General features: G+C 47.4%; 15 protein-coding genes. 2 read left to right on the plus strand and 13 right to left on the minus strand.

Annotated features, from left to right (window positions below):
* Positions 1–75: 75 nt before the first annotated feature.
* From IEY34_RS15625 to IEY34_RS15640, 4 genes are read right to left on the minus strand one after another with little or no spacing between them, the layout of a single operon-like run.
* On the minus strand, positions 76–7,674 hold the full coding sequence (locus IEY34_RS15625; RefSeq protein WP_189012802.1) for a discoidin domain-containing protein: 7,599 nt from the start codon (positions 7,672–7,674) through the stop codon (positions 76–78).
* Positions 7,675–7,720: 46 nt separating this feature from the next.
* Positions 7,721–9,265, minus strand: a complete 1,545-nt coding sequence (locus tag IEY34_RS15630) for an ABC transporter substrate-binding protein (RefSeq protein ID WP_189012803.1) — start codon at positions 9,263–9,265, stop codon at positions 7,721–7,723.
* A 31-nt stretch (positions 9,266–9,296) separates the two neighbouring features.
* A complete protein-coding gene (locus tag IEY34_RS15635) occupies positions 9,297–10,166 on the minus strand; it encodes a carbohydrate ABC transporter permease (RefSeq protein ID WP_229757666.1) in 870 nt (289 codons plus the stop codon).
* A 14-nt stretch (positions 10,167–10,180) separates the two neighbouring features.
* Positions 10,181–11,083, minus strand: coding sequence for an ABC transporter permease (locus IEY34_RS15640; protein WP_189012804.1), 903 nt, complete (start codon positions 11,081–11,083; stop codon positions 10,181–10,183).
* A 390-nt stretch (positions 11,084–11,473) separates the two neighbouring features.
* Here IEY34_RS15640 and IEY34_RS15645 point away from each other — a divergent pair, with 390 nt between their 5' ends.
* Positions 11,474–12,229 carry a DeoR/GlpR family DNA-binding transcription regulator gene (locus tag IEY34_RS15645; protein WP_189012805.1) on the plus strand — a complete coding sequence of 252 codons (756 nt, stop codon included), beginning with the start codon at positions 11,474–11,476 and terminating at the stop codon, positions 12,227–12,229.
* A gap of 1,158 nt (positions 12,230–13,387) precedes the next feature.
* On the opposite strand, the gene IEY34_RS15650 is transcribed toward IEY34_RS15645, so the two are convergent.
* The 9 genes from IEY34_RS15650 to IEY34_RS15690 form a co-directional block, all read right to left on the minus strand.
* Positions 13,388–14,644 (minus strand): MFS transporter, encoded by a 1,257-nt coding sequence (locus IEY34_RS15650; protein ID WP_189012806.1) that lies wholly within the window; start codon positions 14,642–14,644, stop codon positions 13,388–13,390.
* 155 nt (positions 14,645–14,799) lie between these two features.
* Entirely contained in the window at positions 14,800–15,807 is a 1,008-nt protein-coding gene (locus IEY34_RS15655) for an ROK family protein (RefSeq protein ID WP_189012807.1), read from the minus strand.
* Between the two features lie 30 nt (positions 15,808–15,837).
* Positions 15,838–17,469: a beta-N-acetylhexosaminidase gene (nagZ, locus tag IEY34_RS15660; protein WP_189012808.1), complete on the minus strand. Its 1,632-nt coding sequence runs from the start codon at positions 17,467–17,469 to the stop codon at positions 15,838–15,840.
* Positions 17,470–17,496: 27 nt separating this feature from the next.
* Positions 17,497–18,312 carry a carbohydrate ABC transporter permease gene (locus IEY34_RS15665; RefSeq protein ID WP_229757667.1) on the minus strand — a complete coding sequence of 272 codons (816 nt, stop codon included), beginning with the start codon at positions 18,310–18,312 and terminating at the stop codon, positions 17,497–17,499.
* Positions 18,309–19,193 carry a carbohydrate ABC transporter permease gene (locus IEY34_RS15670; protein ID WP_189012809.1) on the minus strand — a complete coding sequence of 295 codons (885 nt, stop codon included), beginning with the start codon at positions 19,191–19,193 and terminating at the stop codon, positions 18,309–18,311. The genes IEY34_RS15665 and IEY34_RS15670 overlap by 4 nt, the downstream gene beginning before the upstream one ends.
* An 11-nt stretch (positions 19,194–19,204) precedes the next feature.
* Positions 19,205–20,563, minus strand: coding sequence for an extracellular solute-binding protein (locus tag IEY34_RS15675; RefSeq protein ID WP_229757668.1), 1,359 nt, complete (start codon positions 20,561–20,563; stop codon positions 19,205–19,207).
* 93 nt (positions 20,564–20,656) lie between these two features.
* Positions 20,657–22,255 (minus strand): response regulator, encoded by a 1,599-nt coding sequence (locus tag IEY34_RS15680; protein WP_189012810.1) that lies wholly within the window; start codon positions 22,253–22,255, stop codon positions 20,657–20,659.
* Positions 22,252–24,066 (minus strand): cache domain-containing sensor histidine kinase, encoded by a 1,815-nt coding sequence (locus tag IEY34_RS15685; protein ID WP_189012811.1) that lies wholly within the window; start codon positions 24,064–24,066, stop codon positions 22,252–22,254. The genes IEY34_RS15680 and IEY34_RS15685 overlap by 4 nt, the downstream gene beginning before the upstream one ends.
* Positions 24,067–24,202: 136 nt before the next feature.
* The gene (locus IEY34_RS15690) at positions 24,203–24,649 is read right to left on the minus strand and encodes an OsmC family protein (RefSeq protein ID WP_189012812.1); all 447 of its coding nucleotides are present in this window, start codon (positions 24,647–24,649) and stop codon (positions 24,203–24,205) included.
* Between the two features lie 738 nt (positions 24,650–25,387).
* Here IEY34_RS15690 and IEY34_RS15695 point away from each other — a divergent pair.
* Complete coding sequence (locus tag IEY34_RS15695) at positions 25,388–26,074, plus strand: putative endonuclease domain-containing protein (protein ID WP_229757669.1); 687 nt, start codon at positions 25,388–25,390, stop codon at positions 26,072–26,074.
* The last annotated feature ends 486 nt before the right edge of the window (positions 26,075–26,560 follow it).

The raw sequence follows: 26,560 nt of genomic DNA on the forward strand, positions 1-26,560 counted from the left end.
CATCTGTTCGAATCTAAAAGCACTTCAACTTCCCCGCTTCAAGAAGCCAAGTGCTTTAGATTCCAACTTTACATTTTATTTACCCATTAAATTAGCAATGACTTGTGTGCTCTCTGCTCGGGTAGTGACACCCTGCGGTACATACTCATTCTCCCCTCGCCCACGAAGAAGGTCTAAGTTCGAAGCAGCGTCAACCGCCTTTTTGGCCCAATCGCTTATCTGATCATCATCTGCATATTGGCTCTGCATTGGAAGAGCGGGAGCCTTCTTGCCTGTCTTTACTTCATAGGCACGGATGATCGTGATGGCCATTTCTTCACGTGTAATCGTATCCTTAGGAGCAAAGAGGGTTTCACTTCTCCCCGTTACAATGCCAGCCTGATATGCTGCCACGATTGCACCTGCATACGGATCACTTTCGTTGACGTCATGGAATGTCGTCGGACCCGTTGTCGCTTTCAAGTCGAGAGCACGCGTCAGCATCGCAACAAATTCTGCACGAGTTACTTTGCTTTGCGGAGCAAATTCCTTATCGCTTACGCCTGTGATAATACCTTGAGCCGCCATCCTCTGAATGACCGAAGCAGCCCAATGGGATGGGGGAACATCGGTAAACGTTTTGTCGTACATCAGGACACCGTATTTGCTGAAATGATGAATCGACGCTTCAACCATGCCATTGTGCTCTGATCCGCCCACGAACTCAAGTCCTCCGTTATCTTTGAAAGAGTAGATGCCGGTTAATTCCTTGTTTGCCGTCTCTCCGGCCTTCAGCTTTAAGACAAGCGGCTGAGCAAAGGAGGATAGCGTCCTCAGCTTCGTCCCATCGCGATCACTAATTTGCAGCGATAGCTCATACATCGATCCTGCTAATACGATCTTCGCAACCGCTTCTTGGGCTGCAGCATTCAGCAGTTTCTCCGCTTCACTCTTCTCGATTTTGCTCAGTTTGAAGCTTACATACGCTGGGTTCAAGTCTTTGACGAATCCAGCCCACTCCATCATGACAGCACTTGGAATTTCCAAACTCAGGTCTTCGTTGCGGATAATAAGTTTGGTCATGTCGTGCAGCGACTTGTCTTCGAGGGGAATAAGCACCTCCGTGACACCTGAATCTAAGTTCACAATAGCATTACCGTCTTTCACTTCGAGCACCTTAACGATTGGTTTCCCCTTCGCAGCTGTGGCTTCTGATCCGCTATCCCCGGAGTAGCCGCCGCCAGGCCCCGTCGGAATGGATTCTGCAGTGAACTTAACCTTATAGATTTTCACGGATTTTCCGTCTTCCGCTCTCACTTCAACAGAAGCCGTTCCTGGTAAAGCTATCGCTTGGTTTACGGTTAGATCAGCCTTGGCATCGGTGGTAGATGCTGTTACAAGTGGAATGGCTTTCGTACCTGCTGGTAATACCACTTGATACTCGAATTTGTTCTTGTCAAAGGAAGGCACTGTTTGACCGTTCACCTCAATGGAACGCAAGGTGGCGTCCGAACTTGGGATGATCACAGCCGCCGACTTGATGAATTTGGCGTCCGCCCAATCGGCATGATCGCTGCTGTTGCCATTGCCTCCATCGGTTACGATTAATTTCAACTCACGCTTAGCGACAATGTTTACACTAACCTTCTTCGCTGCTGTGCGGATTCCCATCTTATCGCTGTCGAATAGCTGCTGTCCATCTGCCCACACTTGAAAAGCTACTTTGCCTTCTGTGCTTTCCTGATCAACTCCAACAACCGCTTCGAATTTCTCGAAGCCTCTATTCGCAATGTCGTACACGATCTCAGAATAAGCATGCGTGCCGATCCCTTTGGTATAAGATTTGCTGCCCATTCCATCGAATAGGGTAAGTACGTTGTCCTGAACGCTGGAATCCTTTCTTACCGAACCCCATCCTGTCGTTGCAGAAACCCAGTTCATATCGCTTGCATACGTCGGTACATCCGAATAACTCACTGTAAAACGATCTTCGTCCGCCAGTCGAACATTCACCGTATTCGTGTAAGTGGAGGCTAGTATGATTGGTTTGCTGATCGAATTAGCTTCCACCCAACCAGGAAACGCCGCTGGATGCGACCAAATATTGTTTACCTGAAAGCGTATGGACCCGTCTGCGTTGACAGAGCTTTTAACAGAGCCATTCCCGTCTCCTTCAGCGGTGAGTCTCTTCCCTGTTTCTCCGATTAGGAGAGATGCGTAGTTGTAATTGTTTTTGGAAGCCACGAAATCAGAGGTTCCTCGTTTCCCGATATCGTCTTTCCCATACTTGTGATAATCCTTCTCGTCTTGCGACCATGCCCAAGTCGGTTCGATCCCGTATCTGTCATCGCCCGCCAGCTTGCTCTTGAAGGCAGTTCCCGCGTTTCTTCCGATTTGCTCCACCGGATAATAAGTCCAGAGACCGCTTCGGTCCCATGTCATTCTATCTGCATTCGCTGAGACATCGAATGCTACGCCCACAGCATCATAGACAGAAGGCAGGTTCGTGACAGTATAGGTTGTTGAAATCAGTCCCGTTCCATCAACGTGGAGCGTGAACGTCACCCCGGTACCTCCATAAGAACCCGCTATATTGATAATAGCCTCACTTTCTGTGCTCGAGCTGGCAAAACTGCTCAGTTTCCAAGGATCAAGCTTGGATGTGAACCCCATAGTTAAGTAAGGGCCTCCAGTAAGTATCTTTTCCCCTTTGTACGTTCCCTCTGTGATCATCCCCGTGGCTTTGTCGAAGATGAGTTTGAAGTTTTGACCTGAAAGGGTGACCTGCGTGTCATCTTTCTTGATATCAGGGGCTTTGCCTTGCGGCTCGGCGAAGTGGAAGGTCTTCTCCCCGATCATCAAATTGTATTCATCAACTAGTCGTGAGGACTGAAAACGATCGCTTTGGTAAAACTTGAGATGCACCACATCCCCTAGCTTCCAACCTTTAGCAGGAAGGACTAATTCGCCTGCATGCATCGGCTCGACAGATGGCCCCGTTATCGTTTCTGTCTGATCTCCAAAGCTCCATTCCACCTTGATTTCATTCAGATTCGTGTGATTATAACGATTCTCGATCGGAATCGCCATAACATTGCCCGCTCCTGGATTCGGCAAGGAATTGGCATTAATCCGGATTGGCGAATAAGCCTTCTTGACGTTCCAATACTCCGGTTTTTCCCTGTTCCATGAATCCAGAATGCCCCATTTGACACGGAAACCGCAGATTTCATCCTTGCAATACGTGTTCAAATCCCGCGAGTGCCAAATGGCTCCGCCCAAAGCACCTTCGGAAGCATACATTTCATCCCAATAGCGCTTAATGGCTTCACCATAGAAATCCTCGAAAGCAGGGTCGTTATTAAACCAATCTTCATAGTACACATATAAATGCGCGTACTCATCATCGATTTCTGGTTTATCCCGCCCTCCGATCTTCTGCCCGTTGCCCACATAATGCACACTGAACAAATCATTATAGCTGCTAGGGGCATTAAAACCGAAGCTTGATTTGACCGGCCTTGTTGGATCGATTTTTTTCACATAGTCATGAATAGCAGCAATATTGGAGCCCCACCCGCTCTCGTTCTCGAGCGACCAGATCACAATGCTGGGATGACTCCGATCCTTTTCGATCGTTTCCGAGAATTGACCCATAAAATAACTCAAATAAGCAGCGTCATTCAATCGCGCGTCATTGATGAACATAACTGAGTTCTCCTGCTCTACATAAAGGCCGATTTCATCTGCGTAATCCAGCACATATTCATACTGTGGCCAATGCGATGTACGGATGTAATTGATATTGCCATCTTTCAATTTCGCAAGCGAAGCCAGATCGTGCTGCGGGTCTACCGCAACGCCGACAAAAGGAGAGGATTGGTGCCAATTCACGCCATGCAGTTTGACTTCCTTCCCGTTAACGAGCATCTTGTTCCCTGTGACTTTGATTTCCCTGAAGCCGATTTTGCGAATGACGGTCTGCACCGTCTCCCCCTTCACCTTGACGCTTGCCGTCAACTTATACAAATTAGGGTGCTCAGCATCCCATTTCAATGGGTTTTTAACTGGAATAAGGATCGTTTTTTCTGAATCCTGCACAGTTAACTGCATGTAACCAGGATCAATTGCGACTGGCCTGCCATCAGGGTCAACAAGACTAAATTCTACAACAGAACTGGCAGTTCCAGTAGTTCCTGTTCCTGTTTCCGTATTTGCCAGCATCATCCCTGCAGTGAGCTTCAATGTCGCATCCGTATAAGTTGTATCAAAGGAGGTATCCGCTTGCAATCTCGTCAAATAATCATGGGGCAGCGCAAGCAGCTTCACTTCTCCTACCAAACCTCTGACATGCTGGTATTCCACGAAGTTTTTCTCAGCCGTAATGCCTACGGTAACCCATGCTGCCTCGCCTGGCTTCACATAGTCCGTTATATCGCAGTCGAATGTCGTAAAGCCGCCTCGGTGCGTACGAACCAAATGACCATTCACCCACACACGGGCGAAATCAAAAGCAGCTTCAAATCGCAGCACGACCTTCTTGCCTTGATAATCTTGTGGAATGGAGACCGACGTTTTGTACACGTTCTCTATATTCCGATCAGGAAACCAATCGCCGCCTTGCTTGCCGCGAATGTCAAACCCCAGCACTTCCAAGTTAGCCGGCACTTTGGCGTCAGACCATCCCGAGGGCTCTGCGCTATTTTTCCAGAAACCCTGGACAGGCGTTTGCGTGAATTTCCAAATCCCGCTCAAGTTGATGATCGGATGCTGCACGCCGCTAACGGCTGCAGGCAAAGGAGCAATCACGGGGCGCGGCCAGCCATTCGTTTCAAGCCCTACAGGTACAACAGGCATGGCGTCGCTGATGTATCCGAACACCTTAAACTCAGCAATCCCGGCTTTGCTGCCAAGTTCGAAATCCGTCACCGTTATCCGAACATATCGTCTGGCTGCATCCAGGAATCGGTCCGTATTCACTTGGCTGCGTTCCGTCTGATTAGTCTTATCGACAGCCGGATACCAATTCATTGCATCACTCGAGACCTCGATTTTATATGTATAGCTTTTCCCTGACTCTTTCCAGGTTACCTCTGTGCCGGTCAATTCGTAATCTTGGCCCAGATCGACTTGCAGCCAATTGCCTTTGCTTGTATCCATAGCTGCCCAAGCCGTTTCCAATTTTCCATCGACGGCACTTGCCGCCAGATGATCGGGCTCCTCTGTAGATGCCTTGGCCGTCTTGCCAAGTGCTGCATTGATCTCATTGTAACCAACCATTGTGTAAGAAAAAGTGATAGCGGCGCTCTCCTTCGCAGCTTTGACCGCATAGGCTCTAATGGCTGTATCTTGCGTAATGGCAAGCGGTTTCACATACATCTGTTTCGTTCCGGAGCTTTTGGGATCTGACCCGTCCGTCGTGTAATAGATGGCAGTGCCGCTGATTGAACTGGATAATGCAACATCCGTCTTCTCAGTCAGAATGCCCGCAGGAGGATTGGCAGTAAGCGCTATAACCTGATAGGCCAAAGACGTTACATCGCTATCCGTTTTCCCGTCAACTTTTGCGTAGGCTTTTACTGTGACTGTGGAGTCGATAGAAGTTCCCGTCAGCGGTATTCGACCTGTATATAACCGACTGCTTCCTGATGTTCTGGGATCACTGCCGTCGGTCGTATAATAAATTTTGGCAGTAGACTCGCTGCTCGATAGCCCTGTTGTTGTTCCTTCTGAGACTATCGCAGGCATTAGATCCGTATTTACAGGTAAAGCTGTAGAAGTGTTAAACAGATTGAACTCCCATACGGCGGCAGGAGAGCCGACAGTAGCAAGCTGATGCAATCTCACATAGCGTGCATTCGTTACTGGGAAAGGATGAACTTGGTCTTCCAAATCCGTATGATTATTTTCCGTGACAACAGACGTCCAGTTTTGCCCATCATCAGAGGTATCTATGGTATATTTCGTGAGATAATTTTGATGATTTGGATTTTTACGCAAAATGGCATAATTGACGGGCTGCTTCTTCCCTAAATCAAGGATAAGATCCCATAGGCCTGATTTCTCCGGTTGCGCGTACGTCGTATTGTCGCCGTCAATCGCTCGCCCTGCGACATTACCCCATCCTGCTTCAACGGTCATCGTGGCAGCAGCTCCAAGCGCGAGATTGGCATATTGGCTTAAGTCATCCACAGGCAGTTGATAGGTGAATGTCTGCGGTACGCCTACGCCACCACCTACTTCATCAATGGCAACGGCACGAAGACTGGTATTGCGCTCAATAGCCAGCGCTTCATGATACCTAATTCGACTGGTTGACGTAATCGGGTCAGTTCCATCGATCGTGTAATAAATCGAAGCCGTGGATAACGTGCTGCTCAGGGTCACCGTTCGCCCTTTAAGTATAATGCCGGAGCCCGGCGAAGCCGCGATTGGCAGGATCATCGCTGCTTCCGCATACAGCTCGAACTCGCCAATCCTCACAGCCGGCCAATCAGAGCCTTCCGCAGCCTTCTTCGTTACATGAAGTCTGACATATCGGGTATTTATGACTTGCGGCAGTACTCTGTCCGTTACCTTGGCTATGTTGCCTACTACGGCATCTGCCGTTTGCCAGGGGCCGCCTCCATTGCCTGAACTATACTCAAGCTGGAAATCCTTTGTCGCCAACTCGTTCGTGGCAGCATGCTGAACGATCCACCTAGCGATGTCCATCCTTTCTCCAAGATCTACAACTGCCCATTCGTCCGTTATGGGGCTCGTTCGCCACCCCGTATCACTTGTCGACCACATCGTATCCATCGAGCCATCAACCAAATAACTTGGCTGATGCTGGGCTAGCGAACTGCTTACGCTAACCGATTTGCCCAGCGTCAAATTGCCGGCAATTGTAGTCTTGGCGAGCTTATACGTCATAATTTGAATCTGGCTGGCTCCGCCTTTCACTGTATCCAGCGCCACAGCTTTCAAAACCATATCCTGATCAATCCCTATCGGCTCCGTATAGAGCTGCCTGCTTGCCGAAGAGGTGGGATCACTGCCATCGGTCGTATAATAAATAGTCGCAGTGGCAAGCGAGCTGCTAAGCACGACCTTCGTCCCTTTGGCAACGGTGCCGGAGCCTGGCACCGCCGTTAGCTCAGGTACGACCACCTCAGCCCCGTACAGCTCGAACTCGCCGACTCTTACCGCAGGCCAATCAACCCCGTCCGACGTTTTCTTCGTCACATGAAGCCTGACATACCGCATTTGAACTGTCTGCGTGAGAATGCGATCTGTTACCTTATAGGTATTGCCAGTGACCGTATCTGCTGTCTGCCAAGGGCCTTGGGTATTCGCGCTGTATTCCAGTTGGAAATCGCTTGTCATCAGCGCTCCCGAAGCGGCATGCTTAACCACCCATCTGGCAATATCGTAATTGCCCCCAAGATCAACAACTGCCCATTCATCCGTTATGGGACTTGTTTGCCAGCCCGTATCACTCGTCGACCACATCGTATCCATCGACCCATCGACCAGATAGCTAGGCTGATGCTGGGATAGCGAGCTGCTCGCGATGACCGTCTTACCTAAAGCCAAATTCCCGTTATTTGCAGCAGCATAAACACGATTTGCATCTGGGAGCAGCACTAGGAAATTGCTGCTTATGATCGCCAAACACAAGATGAAGTGGAGGAACATCTTGCTTTTCCGCATGTCAACTTGCCCCCTTTAGAGTCAATTTGGAATACACGAGCTTCGCTTATTTAGCAGCCTTTTTTGCAACAAAATCATTCAGTTGCTTCTGCACCTCGGCAATCACTTTATCGATTCCGGCTGCTTTCAATTTGCTTTTAAACTCAGGGTAGAAATCGTCATACTCCACGTAGCCATTATTGGCGACTCCGACATACACTTGACCTACCGCATCGATTTGCGCGATTTCTGACTTAACGGGATCTGCATTGAATCTGAAACCAAGGGTTGGCGCCACAACGGCATTCTTATCCCATACTTTGAGATTTTCAATATAGCTGGGACTCACATTCTTGCTGAAACGCTTCATCCGAATATCATCCCAAGCCCAGTTCACTTGATTGTAAGTCGACTTATCCGCAATTCCCTGTGTGGAAACCGCGTTCCCATCGAGCTTGTAGTTCACATTGTTCACGCCGTAAGAGAACAAATCATAATTCTCCTTACTGCTTCTAGACCAGTTGACAAAAGCGATTGCAGCTTTGCTGTTCTTGCTTGTGGAGAAGACGGACAATAAGTTAGAAGCGGCGTCGAAGACATATTTGGGCTTTTCAGGATTCAGAAACACATCTTCCAACGTACCTGTAGGAACGCCTGCTTTGAAAGCATCGATACGCTCGGACGTTTTCAGCACATTAGACCAAGTAGCCGCTATTTTCCCATTGTTCAAAGCTGCTTCTGAATCTTTGATTTCTTGCGCGTCTTTGGGGAACCAGCCTTTGAGATACCACTTTCTTTTGGTTTTTACGATATTTTTGAAAATCTCAGATTCATAGAAGTTTTTCACCTGAAGGCTCTTATCCGCAGGATCTATGTAAGCCGGACCTGCACCATAATCACCTATCGGCAAATAGATATCACCGAATTCCCGTAAGAGGCCACGCGTGTTGTCATTGGCGATCGGGACCATATTCGGTTCATTTTTCTTGATCGTATCCAGGTAGTTTTCAAAGTCTGCTAACGTTTTGATCGGGGCCAATTTGTACTTCTCTCTTAAATCACCCCGAATGACGAAGAAGTTATTGTTCTCGGCGGAAGGGACCAAGGTTGGGATGCCATAGATCATCTGCTCAATCGATGCGCTCGCAAAGCTTGCGGCCGGGATATCAGCCTTTAACTGTTGGCCCTGCTCCGCAATCAAATCATTCAGCGGGATGATAACATTTTTGGCCGCGATTTGTGACAGCCAGCTGACATGCGTCCAAGCAAGATCGTAATTCTCTCCAGAAGCGGCAATGAGATTGAGCTTGTTGTTATATTGATCCCATGGGAAATACGTAAAATCCAATTTAATGTTTAAACCGTCTGTCTTGAGTTTCTCTTCCATAGCTTTCTGAACGCCAGCCAAATCCTTGGGCGCATCACCTGGCAGCACAATCTTCACGGTTCCTTCTGCTTTGGATTTAGCTGCAGTTGATGAAGAATTTGCTGAAGCATTCGCAGGAGACGTTTGCGGGTTATTTCCCTCCTCTTTGGAACAGGCAACCGTAAAACTCATGAATATCGCAAGCATCAAGGCCGCTCTCGCTGCTTTCATTTGTAATTTTTTCAATGTAGATCCTCCTCATGAATTAAGCTTTGGGTTAACCTTTAACAGCACCGATCATGATGCCCTTAATAAAGTACTTTTGAACAAATGGGTATACCAGGATGATCGGTCCGATCGTCACCAGAACCATCGCCATTTGGGCGGTGACAGTTGGCAGCGTCGTGCTGCCTACACCGTAATTCCCGCCTGAGCTGATATAGTTAATCATTGATAAAATACGAAACAACATAAACTGCAGTGGATACAACTCGCGCTTATCAATCAGCCACAGTGCCAAATTCCAATCATTCCAATAGGCCAGTGAGCTGAATAAGGCAATAGTCGCCGTGATGGGCGTTGAAAGCGGAAGGATGATTTTACCGAAAATATACAGCGGGTTAGCCCCTTCAATTTCTGCCGATTCCACCAATGCCGGAGGCAAGGATTTAAAATAGTTGCGAACCAGGAAAACATTGAATGGACTTACGAGCATTGGCAAAATTAAAGCCAACATAGAGTTTTTGAGATGCAGGTACTTCGTTATAAATATATACCACGGAACTAAACCTGCGTTGAAAATCATTGGAATAAAAATACATAAAGCAAGCACGTTTCTGTATTTGACTTTGGGAACGGCGATCGCATATGCCAGCATGGTAGTCACCAGCAGACTCAGCACAGTCCCCACAATCGTCACCGTTACTGAGATCAAATAGGCATGATAAATTTCGCTGGATGAGAAAATCAATTGAAAAGCATCCAATGAAAAATGTTCGGGGAAAAATCGATAGCCATTTTGCACAACTGACTTCTCGTCAGTCACCGAAACGATGATTGTTAGCAGGAAAGGAATTGTCGTAAAGATACAAAAAACAAGAAAGATCAAATGGAATAGCAGTTGCGTCATTCTTCCATGGTTGTTCACTACTCCACCCCTGACTAAAACAACGAATGCTCATTGTTATATTTTTTTACCGCCCAATTACATACGAGAACGGTGATGAATCCACAAACCGATTGGTAGAGCCCTACAGCAGCTGGCATACTGATATCGCCTACCGATTTGACCGCCCGGAAGACATAAGTGTCAATGACATCTGTCGTAGCAAATAGCAAGCCATTATCGCCAACAATCGAATAGATCGTTTGAAAATCACCATAGAACATTTTGCCTACGGATAGCAGCGTAAGGATAATGATTGTCGGGACTAGCAAGGGCAGCGTAATGAAGCGGATCTTCTGCCACCTGTTTGCCCCATCAAGGGCAGCGGCTTCATACAGTTCACCGTCGATGCCTACGATAGTTGCCAGATACATGACGACAGCATAGCCAGTATTTTTCCAGATGAATACACCGACCAGAATCGACACCCAATATTGCGCGCTGGAATACCAATCAATAGGCGCTTTGCTGGAAAGAGACAGCAATTGATTCGCTATGCCAAATTTGGTGCTGAATATCAAATACACGAAATCGCCAACGACAATCGCTGAGAAGAAATAAGGCAGAAACATTAAACTTTGATACAGTCTTTTCAAAAGTCCGTTTCTTATTTCATTTAGTAACAGTGCAAATACAACCGCAAAAAACGTACCGAAAAGGATATAGTTTGCATTAATAAACAGTGTGTTGAATGTCGTTTTCCAGGCGTACTCACTGCTGAAGAAAAACTTGAAATTATCAAACCAGACCCATTTACTTCCGAAAATGCCATCTGTAAAACGATAATCTTTGAAGGCAATGATGATCCCCGGCAAAGGCATATAACTAAAGACAATAAAAAAAAGCAAGCCTGGCAACGCCATCGTGTAATACCATCCATTTTTCCATAACTCATACATAAAACCCTTCTTGGATCTCTTTCCCTGATAACCAGTTCGAACTGCTAAAGCTGCCTGACGCAATGGATTAGCTCCTTTCACCCTTTTTATGTAAACGCTTTACTTCATAGCATGATCATAAGATTTTCATCTGGAAATGCCTACTTCTCATTCCATTTAACATATTAAAATCTTATGATTTGCGGCTTAAATTTTTTAATATGATATCAATTTCTCAGCATTTGCCGGAAAATACGGATGACTGATAAATACCACTTAATGGACGACTTATCTGTCTGCATGATAAGATAGAAGTAAGCGTTATCTCATTCATGAAGAGTTCTACCCAGCAGAATCTGCTGACAAATAGATTGCATTCGCTTTCCTCCAGGAAAGCTTTAAGGAGGTACCATGGGAAAGACAGACATTCGTCGAGATGCCATTATGCAAGCCATTAAAGATAAGGGCTCTATTGCCTTGACCGATATTGTACAGCAGTTCGCTGTTTCGGAAGCCACAGCCAGACGGGACCTTGAAATTCTGGAGCAAGAGAAACGCTGCATTCGCACCTTTGGCGGTGCCGTCCTTGAGAGCTTGAAGGTCGAAGTTCCCTTTTTTAACAAAATGGACCTCTACACCGATGAGAAAAAAGAAATTGCCGACAAGGCGCTGAACTACATTGAAGATGGCGATATCATCGGCTTGACCGGTGGAACTACAACCACCTTCATCGCCAAAAAGTTGAACCAATTCAAAAACCTTACCGTCATCACGAATGCGGTGAATATCGCCTATGAGCTTATCGGGACCCAAGGTCTGCAGCTCATTCTCACGGGCGGGGTGATTCGCACCCAAACGTTCGAGCTTTCTGGTCCTCTTGCCAACGCAACGCTCGAGAATCTCAGCATCCGCAAAACGTTCATGGGCGTAGACGGCATCTCGTTATCTCGCGGCATGATGATTTATAACGAGCTCGAAGCCGAAACCAATCGCCGCATGATGAAGCAATCGATGGAAACTTACCTCGTCGCTGATCATTCCAAATTCAGCCGCAGCTCGCTCTTCGTCATCGGCGAAGTCCAAGAAACCGTCGGCATCATCAGCGACTCCACAATCACCCCGGAAATGAAGCTCGCCTTCAAAGAAGCCGGCGCTCCGTTCTTATAAAAAAACGCAATTCCGGATGACGGAATTGCGTTTTTTTATTTGCGGGATGGTGTATGCGGCGGGACCTCTCGCATAAGCCAACGCCTCAGGAATAAGAGCCTCTGGAGGCTGCTATTTACGGGAAAAGTGGGATTTGGCGCATGATAGGAGTCTTTGCAGGCTGTTATCTGGCTCAGGTAACGCGAAATACTAGCTAGTTGAAAGGATAAGAGTCTCTGGGAGTCTGTCCGACGGAATACTTTTGATGAATATTTATTCAGATATATTCAATACAAGGGAGTTTACATCTTGATTTTAATAAAAAACGTTGGATTTATAGGTCGAAACACGCTGGAAATACACGTTTATTCTCCTCGTATTACAGAGTTCTGCATATTTATTAGTTATTTCTTTTCGTCGGACAGACTCCTGGAGGCTGCTATTTGCGGGAAAAGTGGGATTTGGCGCGGAATAGGAGTCTTTACAGGCTGTTATCTGGCTCAGGTAACGGGAAATACTAGCTAATTGAAGTTATACGAGTCTCTGGAGGCTGCTATTGGTGGGACAAGTGGGATTTGGCGCGGAATAGGAGTCTTTGCAGGCTGTTATCTGGCTCAAGTAACGGGAAATACTAGCAAGTTGAAGGGATACGAGTCTCTGGAAGCTGCTATTTGCGGGAAAAGTGGGATTTGGCGCGGAATAGGAGTCTTTGCAGGCTGTTATCTGGCTCAGGTAACGCGAAACACTAGCTAATTGAAGTTATACGAGTCTCTGGAGACTGCTATTGGTGGGACAAGTGGGATTTGGCGCGCGATAGATGCAGGACACCTCCTGCCAGGGATTGTAGATCACTTATTTCCGTAATTATACGGAACTTCCTCCCCTCGCGGATCGTAGTTCCCCGAGAACACAATTTTTGGGATTTGTTCACAATTAGCGTATCTACGATCCGCGTGACTGGAGGAACTGGAACTTGGACCGGCACTTTGCATTGACACCCGACTGGTACTTGGACCGGCACCTGGCATTGGCACCCGACTGGTACTCGGACCGGCACCTGGACCGGTACTTACGTTTGTACCTTGACTGGTACTCGAACTTAAAATACAGCTCATCTGCGTCTGCCGCGCACACGGGCTATAAGCAAAAAAGAGCCCAGAGGACTCTTTTCTGAAAACTCTATTCACTAGCAGCTTGAGGAGCAGCGCTGGCTTTATATTTTAACGAAGGCAGCATGATTAGCACACCAACAACAAACAGCGCTGCTGCTGTGAAGTAAATGGCTTCCAAGGAGAAGGACGCTTTGAGCGTTCCGGCCAAACTCATCGTGATAACCATCGCGCCCATGAACAGGGGATTCAAGATTCCGTTAACACGTCCGACGAAAGATTCCTCCGTATTTCCCATAATCATCGTGTTGATGCCAATTTGGATAGCAGGCATAACAAATCCAGAGAGGAATTGCATGACAAGCGCTAACCAAAGAAGATGCGTCGTTCCGATGACAGCGAATGTGACCACACTTACTGCCATTCCTAGAGTCAGCATGGCTTGCGGGAGCATTTTTTTGGAGAAAACCATGGTAACGCCGCCACCGATGATCATCGCAATCCCATTGCTAGCCATGAACCATTGCAGATTCTCTTTGGGCAGCCCCAGATTTTCGGTTACGACATAAAGGCCAAGCGGACTAATTAATCCAATAGCAAGTCCCGCAACCGCGAAACAGCCGCCTAAAGTAACCAGCATGCGGTTCTTGAGCACGTAACGGAAGCCTTGCCCCATTTCAGCCCAGATATGCGTTGTCCGCGGTTCTGCTCCTTTTTCTACTTTCCGATCGGCAGGCAAGAACATAAGCATCAATGCTGAGAGCAGGAAACATACGCCCATAATCGCTACAGCTATTTCGATCCCAAAATGATAGTAGACGAATGTCCCCATAATAGGGCCTAAAATCATGAATATTGCCATCATGGACTGATAAAGCGACATTCCCATTTGCATTTGCGAGTCCGGCACATGAACTTTGAACAGCTTCATCCCGGATGGTTGGGAAAATTGGGATAGAATCGACGATACTAACGTGGCAAAAAAGATCGCTTTCCATGACCCATAATATAACGTAATCATAATAATAAAAACGGACACGGCGCTAAGAATATCGCACCAGACCATCGTCAACTTAGGCCTCCAGCGATCCGCAAAAGCACCACCAATAAAGGAGAAAATAAATATTGGCGCAAACTCGGCAACTGAAATTAAAGATAACGATTTGGGATCATTATTGGTCATATCCGTGACATAAAGAAGAATCGCAAAGTTGCGAATCCAAATCCCCACTTGGAGAAAAACACCTGATAGCATAATCGACTGCACGAAACGATTGGAGAAAAAAGTCCGCATCGTCGGCGCGCCGCTTGAAGCACCTTGAGACATAGAAAAACACCCCTTCGAGATTAGATTGCTTTATCAAACTTGACCTCCAACCTGCGTGCCAGGAAGAAAGAAGTTTCATAACCTTTTCTAATTTATCGAAAAAGATGTTTATCGTACAGTGCCATTTGTCATATGACTAGTCACAAATGAATAAGTCAGTTATCGTTTCTCGTCATCAGAAGCGCTGCGCCTACGGCGCCTGCCGAGGAGCCTAGCGCAGAAGCCACGAATCGCACTTGACTGCGAATCGAAGGCAGACAGCGCTCCTCGATGATCTCGCGCATCGGAGCCAGGAGCGGCTCGCCGATATGCGAAGCGCCGCCGCCAAGAACGACCACCTGCGGATTCAGCAGGTGGAAGATGCTGACGAGCCCGATGCCGAGGGCTCGTCCTGCTTCGCGCAGGATGCCGCTTGCATCGGCATCCCCTTCCGCGGCTGCAGCCGCGACCAACCGCGCATCGACGCGGTCCGGGTCGCCTCCCGCGAGCCGCGCGAGGGCGCCGTGGCTGCTGGCGCCCTCGGCTGCGCGGCGCACGTGCTCAGCGCCGCGACGGCCTATCGCAGTGCCTGACGCATAGAGCTCCAGGCACCCCACATTCCCGCAGGGACAGAGCATCCCATTGCCATCAATGGTAATGTGACCAAGCTCCCCTGCGTTGTGGTTCGTTCCGGCGATCAAGCGGCCGCCGGATATAATGCCCCCGCCGATCCCCGTGGAGATCGTCACGAACAAGCAGTCCGGCGAGCCTTCGCCCGCGCCGGCCAGCCATTCGCCAGCCGCAGCCGCGGTGGCGTCATTCTCCAGCCGGACCGCGCATGCGAAGCGGTCCGACAGCACGCTGGCGACGGCAACGTCGCGCCAGCCGAGGTTCGAGGCGTAGGTGACGACACCCTTCGCCGTGTCCAGCGTGCCCGCGGTGGCAACGCCAATCCCGCGAACGATGCCGCGGCCGCCGGGCGACGCCGCGAGCAAGCCCTCGATCAGGCTGCCCAGCCGATCGAGAACCGAATCCGCCCCCTGCTTCGCCAAGGTGGGAATCTCTTCCTGCGCGATGATGCTGCCATCGCTTGCAACGAGAGCGGCCAACATCTTCGTGCCGCCCAAATCAACGCCTACATAATATTCGCGTAGGCTTCCATCTTGTTTCTCTTCCCCACTCATCTCTTCGCTCTCCTTGTTCACCGTCAGACCTCAGTACTGCCTCCAGCCAATCGGATATTGTTCCGATAACGTAACAGGCAGTCGTCCAACCGGTTTTTCTTTCCCCAGCAGTACATTCGCAAGCGACACCATCGCCAATGGACGATTTTCGTAACAAGCCAAATACGTTTTCACTTCAGGAAACTCAAGTAAATCATACGGGTTGCGGCCTGCAGCTACAATGAAATGCAGTCCTTCCTTTTGCGCCAAGGTTTTGACCAAGCTTGTCTGTCCAGTGGAGAAAGTGGCATTGTAGGTCACGATAACCACTTGTTTCTTGCCTGCACAAGCTTCCAGAACACCTGCAATTTCCGTATCTGTCGGGTACAATCCTAAGTATACCTCATCAACGGATTTTCCGCTGATTTCTGCAAGCGTACTGCCCAACGTCCCTTGGCGGTCAACAACCTCATCGATTTCTGTTCCTGTTTGTACTTCCGTCCATATTACCAATGTAGGCTCATTCAGATCAAGTGCTTTGCCAACTTCATCTTTGACCAATGTAATGCTTTTGCGGCTAAGCTCTTTGGCCAGAAGCTGATGCTCCGGAGTAGAAATCGGTTCGGTCGGAACTGGAGCAAGCGAGGCGAAGTTAATTTCCCGCTTATATTTGTAAGTCATAACACGCAGTACCGATTCATCAATACGCGACTCTGGAATACGTCCACTCTCAACGGCCGCTATGACCGCTTCGATCGCCGCTACTTGACGATCAAGCCTATGACTGACGAGAATGATATCCGATCCAGCCTCAATAGCGCGAACAGCGCCTTCCGCGACGCCGATTCCCTCAGAGATCGCCTTCATTTCCAGGCAATCGGTCACAATCAGTCCTTGGAAACTAAGTTGTTCACGCAACAATTCCGTTAGAATACGGTATGACAACGTAGAGGGAACGCCGTTCTCCTCAAGCGCAGCGAACACCACGTGAGCGGTCATAATCGCATCTACGCCACCTTCAATCGCTTTCACGAACGGGGCTAACTCCAGCTCCATCAACCGTTCCATGCTGTGGGGCACAACAGGCAGATCATGATGCGAGTCTTCCGACGTGTCGCCGTGACCTGGGAAATGCTTAACCGTAGCAATTACGCCCATATCCTGCAAGCCCTTCACCGCATGTGTTCCCATATCACTCACAATCGCTGCGGTTTCACCATAAGAACGCACGCCGATGACGGGATTCAAACGATTATTGTTGATATCCAAACAAGGCGCGAAATTCATGTTAACACCCATTTGGCGAAGTTCCTTCCCCATCACTTTCGAACTTGCATATACGCCTGCTGGAGCAAAAGCGGCCCCGAGCGCCATGTTGCCTGGAAGCAGCGTCGCTCCTTTTTCAATGCGCGATACCATCCCGCCTTCTTGGTCTACCGCAATGAACAAGGGTTGTCCGCCGCTTTGCTGACTCAGCGTTTGCAGGTCATTCGACAAATGGGCGAGTTGATGCGCATCATTCACATTTCTCCGAAAATAGATCACACCGCCAAGGCCGTATTTTTCTATTAATTGAGTAATAGCTTCATTCGGTTCCAAGGACTCAAAGCCACAGATAAACAATTGACCTACTTTTTGACGCAAAGTTAAGGGTTGATGTGAGTTAGTAGATGACAATGACATGAATGACACGCTCCTTGATATAGGTGATTAGGCTTTAACACTTGCAATGATACGCTTCTGTACGATCAGATAAATAAGAACAACAGGAATCAGACTAAACATAATCGCTGCGCACAAAGAACCATAGTTCATATTCAATTGATCATAAAAGGCTACCATGCTGACAGGCAGTGTCCGAAACTTCTCTTTGGTCAAAAATAAATTAGCCATCATAAATTCATTCCAGTTGCTGAGAAAATCGAGCATAAATACGGGAACCAAAGGCGGTCCTGCCAAGGGGACAATGACGCGCCATAGAATGCCATAAATCGATAAGCCGTCCATGATTCCCGCTTCCTCTAATTCACTCGGAATCGATTTCATCATCGCGCTCACCATAAACACAGTCAAGGGCAGCCCCATCGTTATGTAGGGCAGAATTAAAGCAAGCGGTGTATTATACAACTGCAAATCCCTGAGCAGCAGCAACAAAGGGATGAGCAGTGATCCAACAGGAACAATCAGGGCAAGCAGCAGCACACGTCCTATCACTTTACTTATCCTTGCAAACTTCATTCGGGTCAGGGCATATGAGGTTGCTGTTCCCAACGTAAGCGTAACGACTGCGGATACAACTGAAATAAACAAGCTGTTCATAAAATATTGACTGATATGAGTACCTGTCCAGGCATTCCAATAATTCGCCACCAGCAACTCCTGCGGCAAAGACCAGGGTGAGGCAATAATCTCTTTATTCGTTTTGAAAGAAGAATTCAACACCCAAAGTAATGGAAACAAGCTAATTCCTATATAAATCGCAAGGACAGCATGCGGGAAGACACGGCGCAAAGGATTTCCCTTCAATAACGCACCTCCTCCTGTTTATCTGTCAACAGGCCAAATACGGCGGTCAGTATTCCCGTAAACAACAGAATGAGCAGAGCGATGCTGTTAGCAAAGCCATACTCCCCAATTCGGTATGCTTTTTTATACATATAAGTAGCCATGACCTCGGTGATGCCGTATGGATTCCCGCCAGTCATCACGAAGACGATGTCCAAAGCTTTCATCGCTCCGATCATGCTCAGCAGCATCATGACGATGATGATCGGCCGCAATAAAGGAAGCGTAATCCACCAAGTCTGCCGAAAGCCGGCCGCCCCATCGATTTCAGCAGCCTCCAGAATCGTCTTAGGGATGGTATAAATGGCAGAAACAACAAGGACAACATAGAAGCCAATCCATTGCCAAGCATTTGTAACTAAAATGGAGAGCATCGCCGTTGACGCTTCTGCCAACCAAACATGCTGCCAAGCGGCTAATCCAATCGTTGCCAGCACTTGATTGAGCAGCCCAGCCTGCGGATGATAGATGAAGCTCCAGATGACACCGACAACAGCCGTTGAGAGAATCGTAGGGAGGAAGATCATCGTTTTGTATAGGCTCTTCCCGCGTCTGACTTTGCTGACCAAGAGTGCGAGACAGACAATCACTGGAATCTGTACCCCGATTGAAAAGCATATAAACGTGATATTATTTCTTACCGCTATCCAAAAATATTTATCCTGAAATGCGGTCACGAAGTTCGTCAGACCATTAAAACGGGCGGGCATAATTCCGTTCCACTGTGTGAAGCCATACCGCAGAGACATCATCAATGGGTATAGAAAGAACACAGAAATTAACACCAGTGTCGGAATCGTAAACATGGCGTAAGCCCACGGGTTCTTACCTATTTTATTCATGCATTATCCTATTATCTGGTATGAGTTTCTTCCTTATTCGAAGCTTCCTGCTGCTTCTGTATTTCACTCATGAGAGAAGCAGGATTCGTTCTGCCTCCGATTAATTCTTGCATACCACGCTCTAATTTTTCACGCACCTTCGTCTGAATACGGGAATCGAAGGCCGGAAAAGCGCCTTTGCTGTCTGCAAACACGGTTAAGATTTGGGTAATCAGCGGATTCACATTGCTGGTGTCCTGAAGTTTCATAGCTGGAGGCATGCCTTCCTCAATCAGCTGTCTTTTTTGCATAGGCTCGTTATACATTTGTCTAATAAATTCTTTGATTGCCACAAGCTGGGCTGGCGTCACTTTTTTGGAGAAACCATATGCATTCGACCAACCGCCATTAATATAGCCATCGCCGGGGCCTCCCATCGAAGGAAAACTCATAAACCCGACATCATGCACGATAGCTGATTTCTCCGGATCCAACAGCGGCGTATTCGCCCAGCTGCCATCGAACATGAAAGCCGCTTCGCCGCTGCTGAATTTATTTTGCTGTTCGGCATAGGACAAGGCCAAGCTTCCTTCTTGGAAGTAGCCATTTTTCACTAACAAATGATACTTCTCGAAGGCGTCAACAACATTCGCATCCGTCCATTTTTTGCTGCCATCCAAGATTCCTTCTATCGTATCGCTGCCAGCAGTCCGCACCCACATCGTGTTGCTCATCATATTAATAACCCAGGAATCCTTGGCCGCTACGGCAAATGGGGTCACTTTCTTCGCTTTAAACGCTGCCGCGGCAGCCAGCAGTTCCTCCCAGGTTCGCGGCGGAGCGATTTGGGCCTGCGCTAACAACTTCTTGTTATAATACAAGCCTTCAACATAACCAGCCATGGGAATGCCATAAATTTTACCGTCAACAGTAAACTCTTCAAAACTATAGAATTTATCCATTAATCCTAGCTCACCTAGTATGGGAGTCAGATCCAACAGCCGATCGGCTTTGACATAATCCTTCGTATCGGTGCCGCCGAACAGGTCAAATATTTCTGGTGGATTGCCCGCGGCCATCTCAGATCTCAGCTTTTCGAAACGATTGACTTTGTCCTCAACCCCATCCAAGGTAATAGACAGGCCAGGTACTTTCGCTTCGGTTGCTTTCACGACCTCCTGCAGCATCGCCAGCCGTTTCTTCTGCGTATCCTTCACTTGCGTATGGCGAATGGTCAGCATAACCGTTTCCACTTTCTGAGTTTGACGATTGGCCGAGTCACCCGTATTGCGGATATTCTGCTCTCTGTTCAAGTTTAAACCGCTGCAAGCTGATACGATGAATGTTGCAGCTATTGCGCCAGCAACCGAAATCAACGCTCTAGTTCTCATCTCATTGAACTCCTTTGGGCTTGCCATCTAAGTATAAAATATCGGATCTTTGCTCTGTAGACCCACAAATTTCTTATTAAGGGGCAAATTTCTCTACTTCACATCTTTGCGCTTATCTCGATACTCAGATGGAATTTCACCGGTAAATTTCTGAAAAACCTTCGTGAAATAACGGCGCTCCAAATAACCGCACGATTTCCCGATCTCCGTAATACTTTTGTCACTGAGCAGCAGCATCGACTTAGCCAGTTCCATCCGGTGCTTGGTGACGTACTCAACAAATGTCTCTCCAAAATACTGCTTGAACAGTAAGCTGAAGTAGCTGGAACTGATCCCAAGAGAACTCGCAACATCCTCAATGCCGAAATCATTGGCATAGTGCGTTCGAATATATTCCTTCGCAGCTGCCATTAGCAGCTCGCTATTTTTCTTCTTATTCGTTCCTTCCAAACCGATCGCGACCAGTTGAACCATGACCTGAAGCAGATGTTGAATGCATTCACTCTTGTCCAATAGACGCCAAATCTGCTCCTCTTCGTGAATGTCTACAGAATTCATTTCCCGCAGTTCCCGCAATAGGTGAAGAATGAGAAAATGCAGCATCTGATAGGCTCTGGCAAATGAACTGTCAGGCAGCCCTTCCAGCAGCAGTTTCAGACGATTCAAGGCATCCTCGGTCTTGCCGCGGTTCAACTGTTTCAGCCCAGCAACAATCTCCTCGACCAGAAACCACAGCGAATTGCTGGCATCCGAAAGCTCTTTGGATTCCTTATAGATCAGCACACATTGCTGTTTTCCCAGATTCAGCTGAAAAAATCTTTGCAGCTTGCGGTACGTTTCCGACAATTGATGCAATCCTACGGCTACCGGAAAAAATCCGACACTGATCCCTAATTTCACGGATTGCAATACGTTGCTTTGCAGCCGCAGCGCGATTTCATTTAATTTCGCCTGCACTTGGCTTTCATCCGCGTCCTCCCATTGGATCAGCAGGCACCATTCCCCTTCCCTCATCTGAAGGACAGAGAATTTCAACTGCTCATCTGTCAAAGAGTCCTGCAGCACATTGCGCACAGCGAAATTCCAAAGCTTCCGTTCCTGTTCGGTCCAAGGAAGCGATTTCTGCGAATAATTATCAACATCAATCATAGCGAACAGATAAGTCAGTGTTTCAAGATCCATATTATCGATCGGCAGAAGCGTATGCGTTGTAATTTCCGTATAATTCATCAAGACATCCTGCAAAATCTTCTCATAGGCCAAATTTTTCATTTTGCCCCACTTCATCTGTTCCTCCAGATGACTGATCTTTCTCTCTCTCATTTCATTGGCCAGTTTGTTAATACTATTCTCTAACTCTTCATAATTAATGGGTTTTAAAATGTAATCACTGACACCCACCCGCATCAAAGAACGCGCATATTCGAAATCTTGATACCCGGTGACCATCAGCACCGTACATTCCTCATTGATTTCACGCAGTTTTTGCACAAACGTTATCCCATCCATCAGCGGCATTCGAATGTCACTCATCACTATATCAGGGACATGCATTTCACAAAGTTCCAGTGCCTCTAACCCATTCTTGGCTGTGCCCACAATATCAATCTCAAGTTCATCCCAAGGGATTACTGCCTGCAAATTCCGTAAAATATTAGGCTCATCATCGGCCAAAATTGCCTTGAGTCTCATAAGCCTTCCCCCTTATTTTTTGGGATCACGATCTTCATCGTCGTACCGTGCCCTTCTTGACTGCAAATAAACATGCCATAGATTTCGCCATACTGGATTCTTATCCGGTCGGCTACATTGCTGACCCCAAGTCCTCTGCGTTCTTCATTGGCATCCATTATTTCGTGAAAAGGAGTCTCAAGCTCTGTTTTATAATGAAATTTCGCTAATTTCTCCGCACTGATGCCGATACCGTTATCACTCACATACAGCGCAATACGCTCATCTTCATCTACAATCTTGATCGTGATCAAACCTTTATACGCAATAGGCTCAAAGCCGTGTTGAATCGCATTTTCAACTAAAGGCTGAAGTGTCAGCTTTAATATGTAGAAATCCAACAGTTCAGGAGGCGCATCAATCTCATACTGGAACTGATCTTCGAAACGGAATTCCTGGATCTCCAAATAGCTCTTAAGATGCTCGAGCTCCTGCTTCAACGTAATCTCTTCCCGGCTTTCCATCCCGATCCGCAGCAAATTGCCAAGTCGATACACCATCTGACTTACTTTTTTGCCTTGATTCTGAATCGCCAGCACATTGATGGATTCCAGTGTATTAAACAAGAAATGCGGCTTGATTTGGGCTTGCAGCAGCATCAGCTCCGCCTTATTTTTACGATCCTGCTGGCGTTTGACCTCATCAAGCAAATCCTCCACCCGTACGACCAAACTATTGAATCCTCGGGCTAGCGCAGTCGTCTCGTCCTTCCCGCTCTCTTCCATGCGTGTCGTCAAATCTCCGCGTTCCACCTTTTTCATGGAAGAAAGCATACGCAAAATCAATTGAATAATGCGGCGGACGAAGACCAAATTATAGACCAGAGCGAAAAACAAACAGACAAATGTAATGCCAGCCACCAGCTTCATTATGGTTTCAATCTCACCGGCTACGGACTTCCATGAGGTGATCGAGACAACACTCCAATCCTGTACACCCATCTGATTAATCTGTAAATGATAGAGGGAGACTAAACTCTTCTCGTTTTGAAAGTAAGCCTGAAAGCTATGGTTGTCTTGCCCCAGGTCCAATTTCCCGGGCAATAGCTGAAGCACATTCGCACCTTCCAAATGCTGCTTATTATCATACAGAATAAGCCCGCTCTTATTGACGAGTAGGTAGCGCTTATCATTTTCTTCATTCGTATTAAAAGATTTGAAAATCTGGTCCAGCTCATTAAATTTAAATTTCAGCAGCATGTACCCCAAATTGTCCATCGTCCAGAAATCTTTAACCATGCGCGCTTGATAAAATTCTCCTCGCCCGCTCCCGAACTCTTTATGCTCAGAAGGTCCGATCCATAGCGGACTCCCATTCAGTACTTTGATTTGCTCGAAGGCCGTGCTGTTGTTCAATGCTTTCCAGGGCAATGCACTGCCGCTGGTTCGTCCTGCGCTAAAAAATTTGCCTACATTATTATAAATAACCACGGATTGGATCGGTGAATACGTCAGAATGGACCCCCGGAGCAACGTATCAAATGTATTTAAATCATAAGAGGAGGGCGCATCTTCATTCGGTTTCACTTCATCCATGGTTCGATAAATGCCTTGAATCCCGTCTTTGACCATCCAGAAATCGGAGAAATAATTCGCTTCTTTGAACATGTAATAAATATTCCGGGAAATCGCTTGCAAGGTAACCTCTGTCAAATCGCCATATTTCTTCTCAATCAACTGTTGAGACACGGTATACACGGCCGAGCCTAGCACAAATAAAGGGATAATAATAAACAGTAAGAAGCCGATAAATACCTTTTTGTTCAAATTCATGCGTGATAGATGGCTCCTTCCAAACAAAATGAGGCACCTCCGAGCGTTGGCGCCTGTTCGTTCCTACCTATTAATTATAAATGAGCCTGAATTTCTGGATCAGGGATAGGTTTGCATGCAAGAGGGATAAAATCCTCTACTCCACGGATTGGTGCGTGATCTCTGGTTCCACGGAGACTTCAACATTCCCCTTTAGCGCTTTGCTGATCATGCAGGTCATCTCTGCCCGGTAAGCAGCTTTTCTTATTTTGTCCAATTGCTCATGGGAAGTATGAGAAGGCACTGCAATGCGCGGACGATGAATGATTTGTTCCACTTTCATGGCCGGAGTGCTTTGAACCAAGATTTCCGAGTTCAGTTCAATCGCAGTAATCCCTTGGCGCTTCAGCAGCATGCCGAGCGTAATCAGATAGCAGGTTGCCGCAGCGGCCAAAAGCAGTTCCTCCGGGTTCGTCCCAACACCTGGGCCATCTAGTTCTTTCGGTACCGAAATGGCCGTGTTCAGCTGTCCCGAAAGGAGATGGCCTGTCCCATCCAAGCCTCCGAACCACGCCGCTTTTAATTCAAACCGATGCTCGCTCATCCGTGTTGCACCTCGTCTTTTGATCTAATGGGTCTAATTGTAAAGGAAACCAACTGGTTTCACCAGTATGCAAAAAATCGTTCCCGATCCTGATGACATCAGGCCGACAACGATTTGGCTACAGCTATATCTCGTACAGCTATTATTGATTTCTATGAAATTGCAAAATTCATGTGTTGGAATCAAAACAATGAAAGCCCTACCTCTCTTCCATCCTTGCGGCTCCAATGACCGCGCCAGTGCGAATTGCTTAACAAACACTTGCTTCCGAAACACTTTACGTTGCCTCGGGTTTACCATAAATGAGCTGATGTACTGCATCATTGGGAGAAAAACAAACAAGGAGAGGGGGTTACTTTCTTCTCGCTAATCGTTCGTGTGGGGTAAATGAGGTTTGGTTTTAAGTGTTGTATGGTTCATTTCAATCAATTTTTAAATTATATAGGATATTTGGTGATGTGTCAACTATGCATCTACTCTCTGCATTCTCCCCGAATTTCGCGGTTGCGACAAATCCACCCGAACTTGGTCGGGCTATTCGTATGATCGGATGGCCGATGACATACGAGTTAGAATCCGCTCCGAAACGAGAACCTTTTATTTCTATTTTGTGGTAATATAATCATATCATATCAAATTCATAACAAATACGGCTTGAAGCACACGCCGCTTTTCCAGATCAACTTTATTGTTGATTGGGAGGAGCGGCTTATTTATTTCCAAGAGGAGGGTTTCTATTTGAGGGATCAATTGCAGGAGCAGGTTAATAACTATCTTTCACAACATCTGGCAGTACGGAATGGCGAACGCTATCGCCGACTTAGTGAGGGTCATGGTTATGCGGAACGATTGTTTCTTAGCCAGATTTGGTTGCCTGCGTTTGGCAACTTTAATGACCTTCACCCTGAGTACGAAGTAAAAGACTTCCGTGACGGCACGCGCTTTCTCGATTTCGCTTTCCTTCGGCATGCACTAAAACTGGCTATTGAGATCGATGGTTATGGTTCGCATTCTGCCCAAATAAGTCGCAGACAATTTTCCGACCAGTGGATCCGCCAAAATCACCTGATGATGGATGGATGGAAAATCCTTCGGTTCTCATTCGACGATATCAAAGACCAGCCGCGCATGTGTATACAACTGTTGCAGCAATTTATGGGCCGCTTCTTTGGCGGAAGCACTCAGTCAATCTATGCCTTAGATTATATGGAGAAGGAAATCATCCGTTTCACTTGGGCCTTGGACAGACCCCTGACCCCACAAGATGTTTGTCAGATACTCTCCGTGAAGAGTCAGAAAGCCAGACGGATTTTGAAAATCATGTTAGAGAAAGAACTTATACAAGCTTCTGGCAAAGGTAAGCAGCGTATTCGCGGTTATCGCTTAACACCCTCGGCAATGAAACTTATAGAACACATTCTATAAGGTTGTTTTTCAGCCTTACGGCGTGGCGGATGGACGTTTCGCGCTCGTTAACGCTGAAATTCAGCGTTACGGTGGGGGTTTCGGCGCTTTCCCCAAGATTCGCCTGCTTTAAGGTTGTTTTTCAGCCTTATGGCGTGGCGGATGGACGTTTCGCGCTCGTTAACGCTGAAATTCAGCGTTACGGTAGGTGCTTCGGCGCTTTCCCCAGGATTCGCCTGCTTTAAGGTTGTTTTTCAGCCTTACGGCGTGGCGGATGGGCGTTTCGCTTTCGTTAACGCTGAAATTCAGCGTTACGGTGGGTGCTTCGGCGCTTTCCCCAAGATTCGCCTGCTTTAAGGTTGTTTTTCAGCCTTATGGCGTGGCGGATGGACGTTTCGCGCTCGTTAACGCTGAAATTCAGCGTTACGGTGGGGGTTTCGGCGCTTCCCCCCAGATTCGCCTGCTTTAAGGTTGTTTTTCAGCCTTACGGAGTGGCGGATGAGCGTT

Source organism: Paenibacillus marchantiophytorum (assembly GCF_014640555.1).
Taxonomy (GTDB): domain Bacteria; phylum Bacillota; class Bacilli; order Paenibacillales; family NBRC-103111; genus Paenibacillus_E; species Paenibacillus_E marchantiophytorum.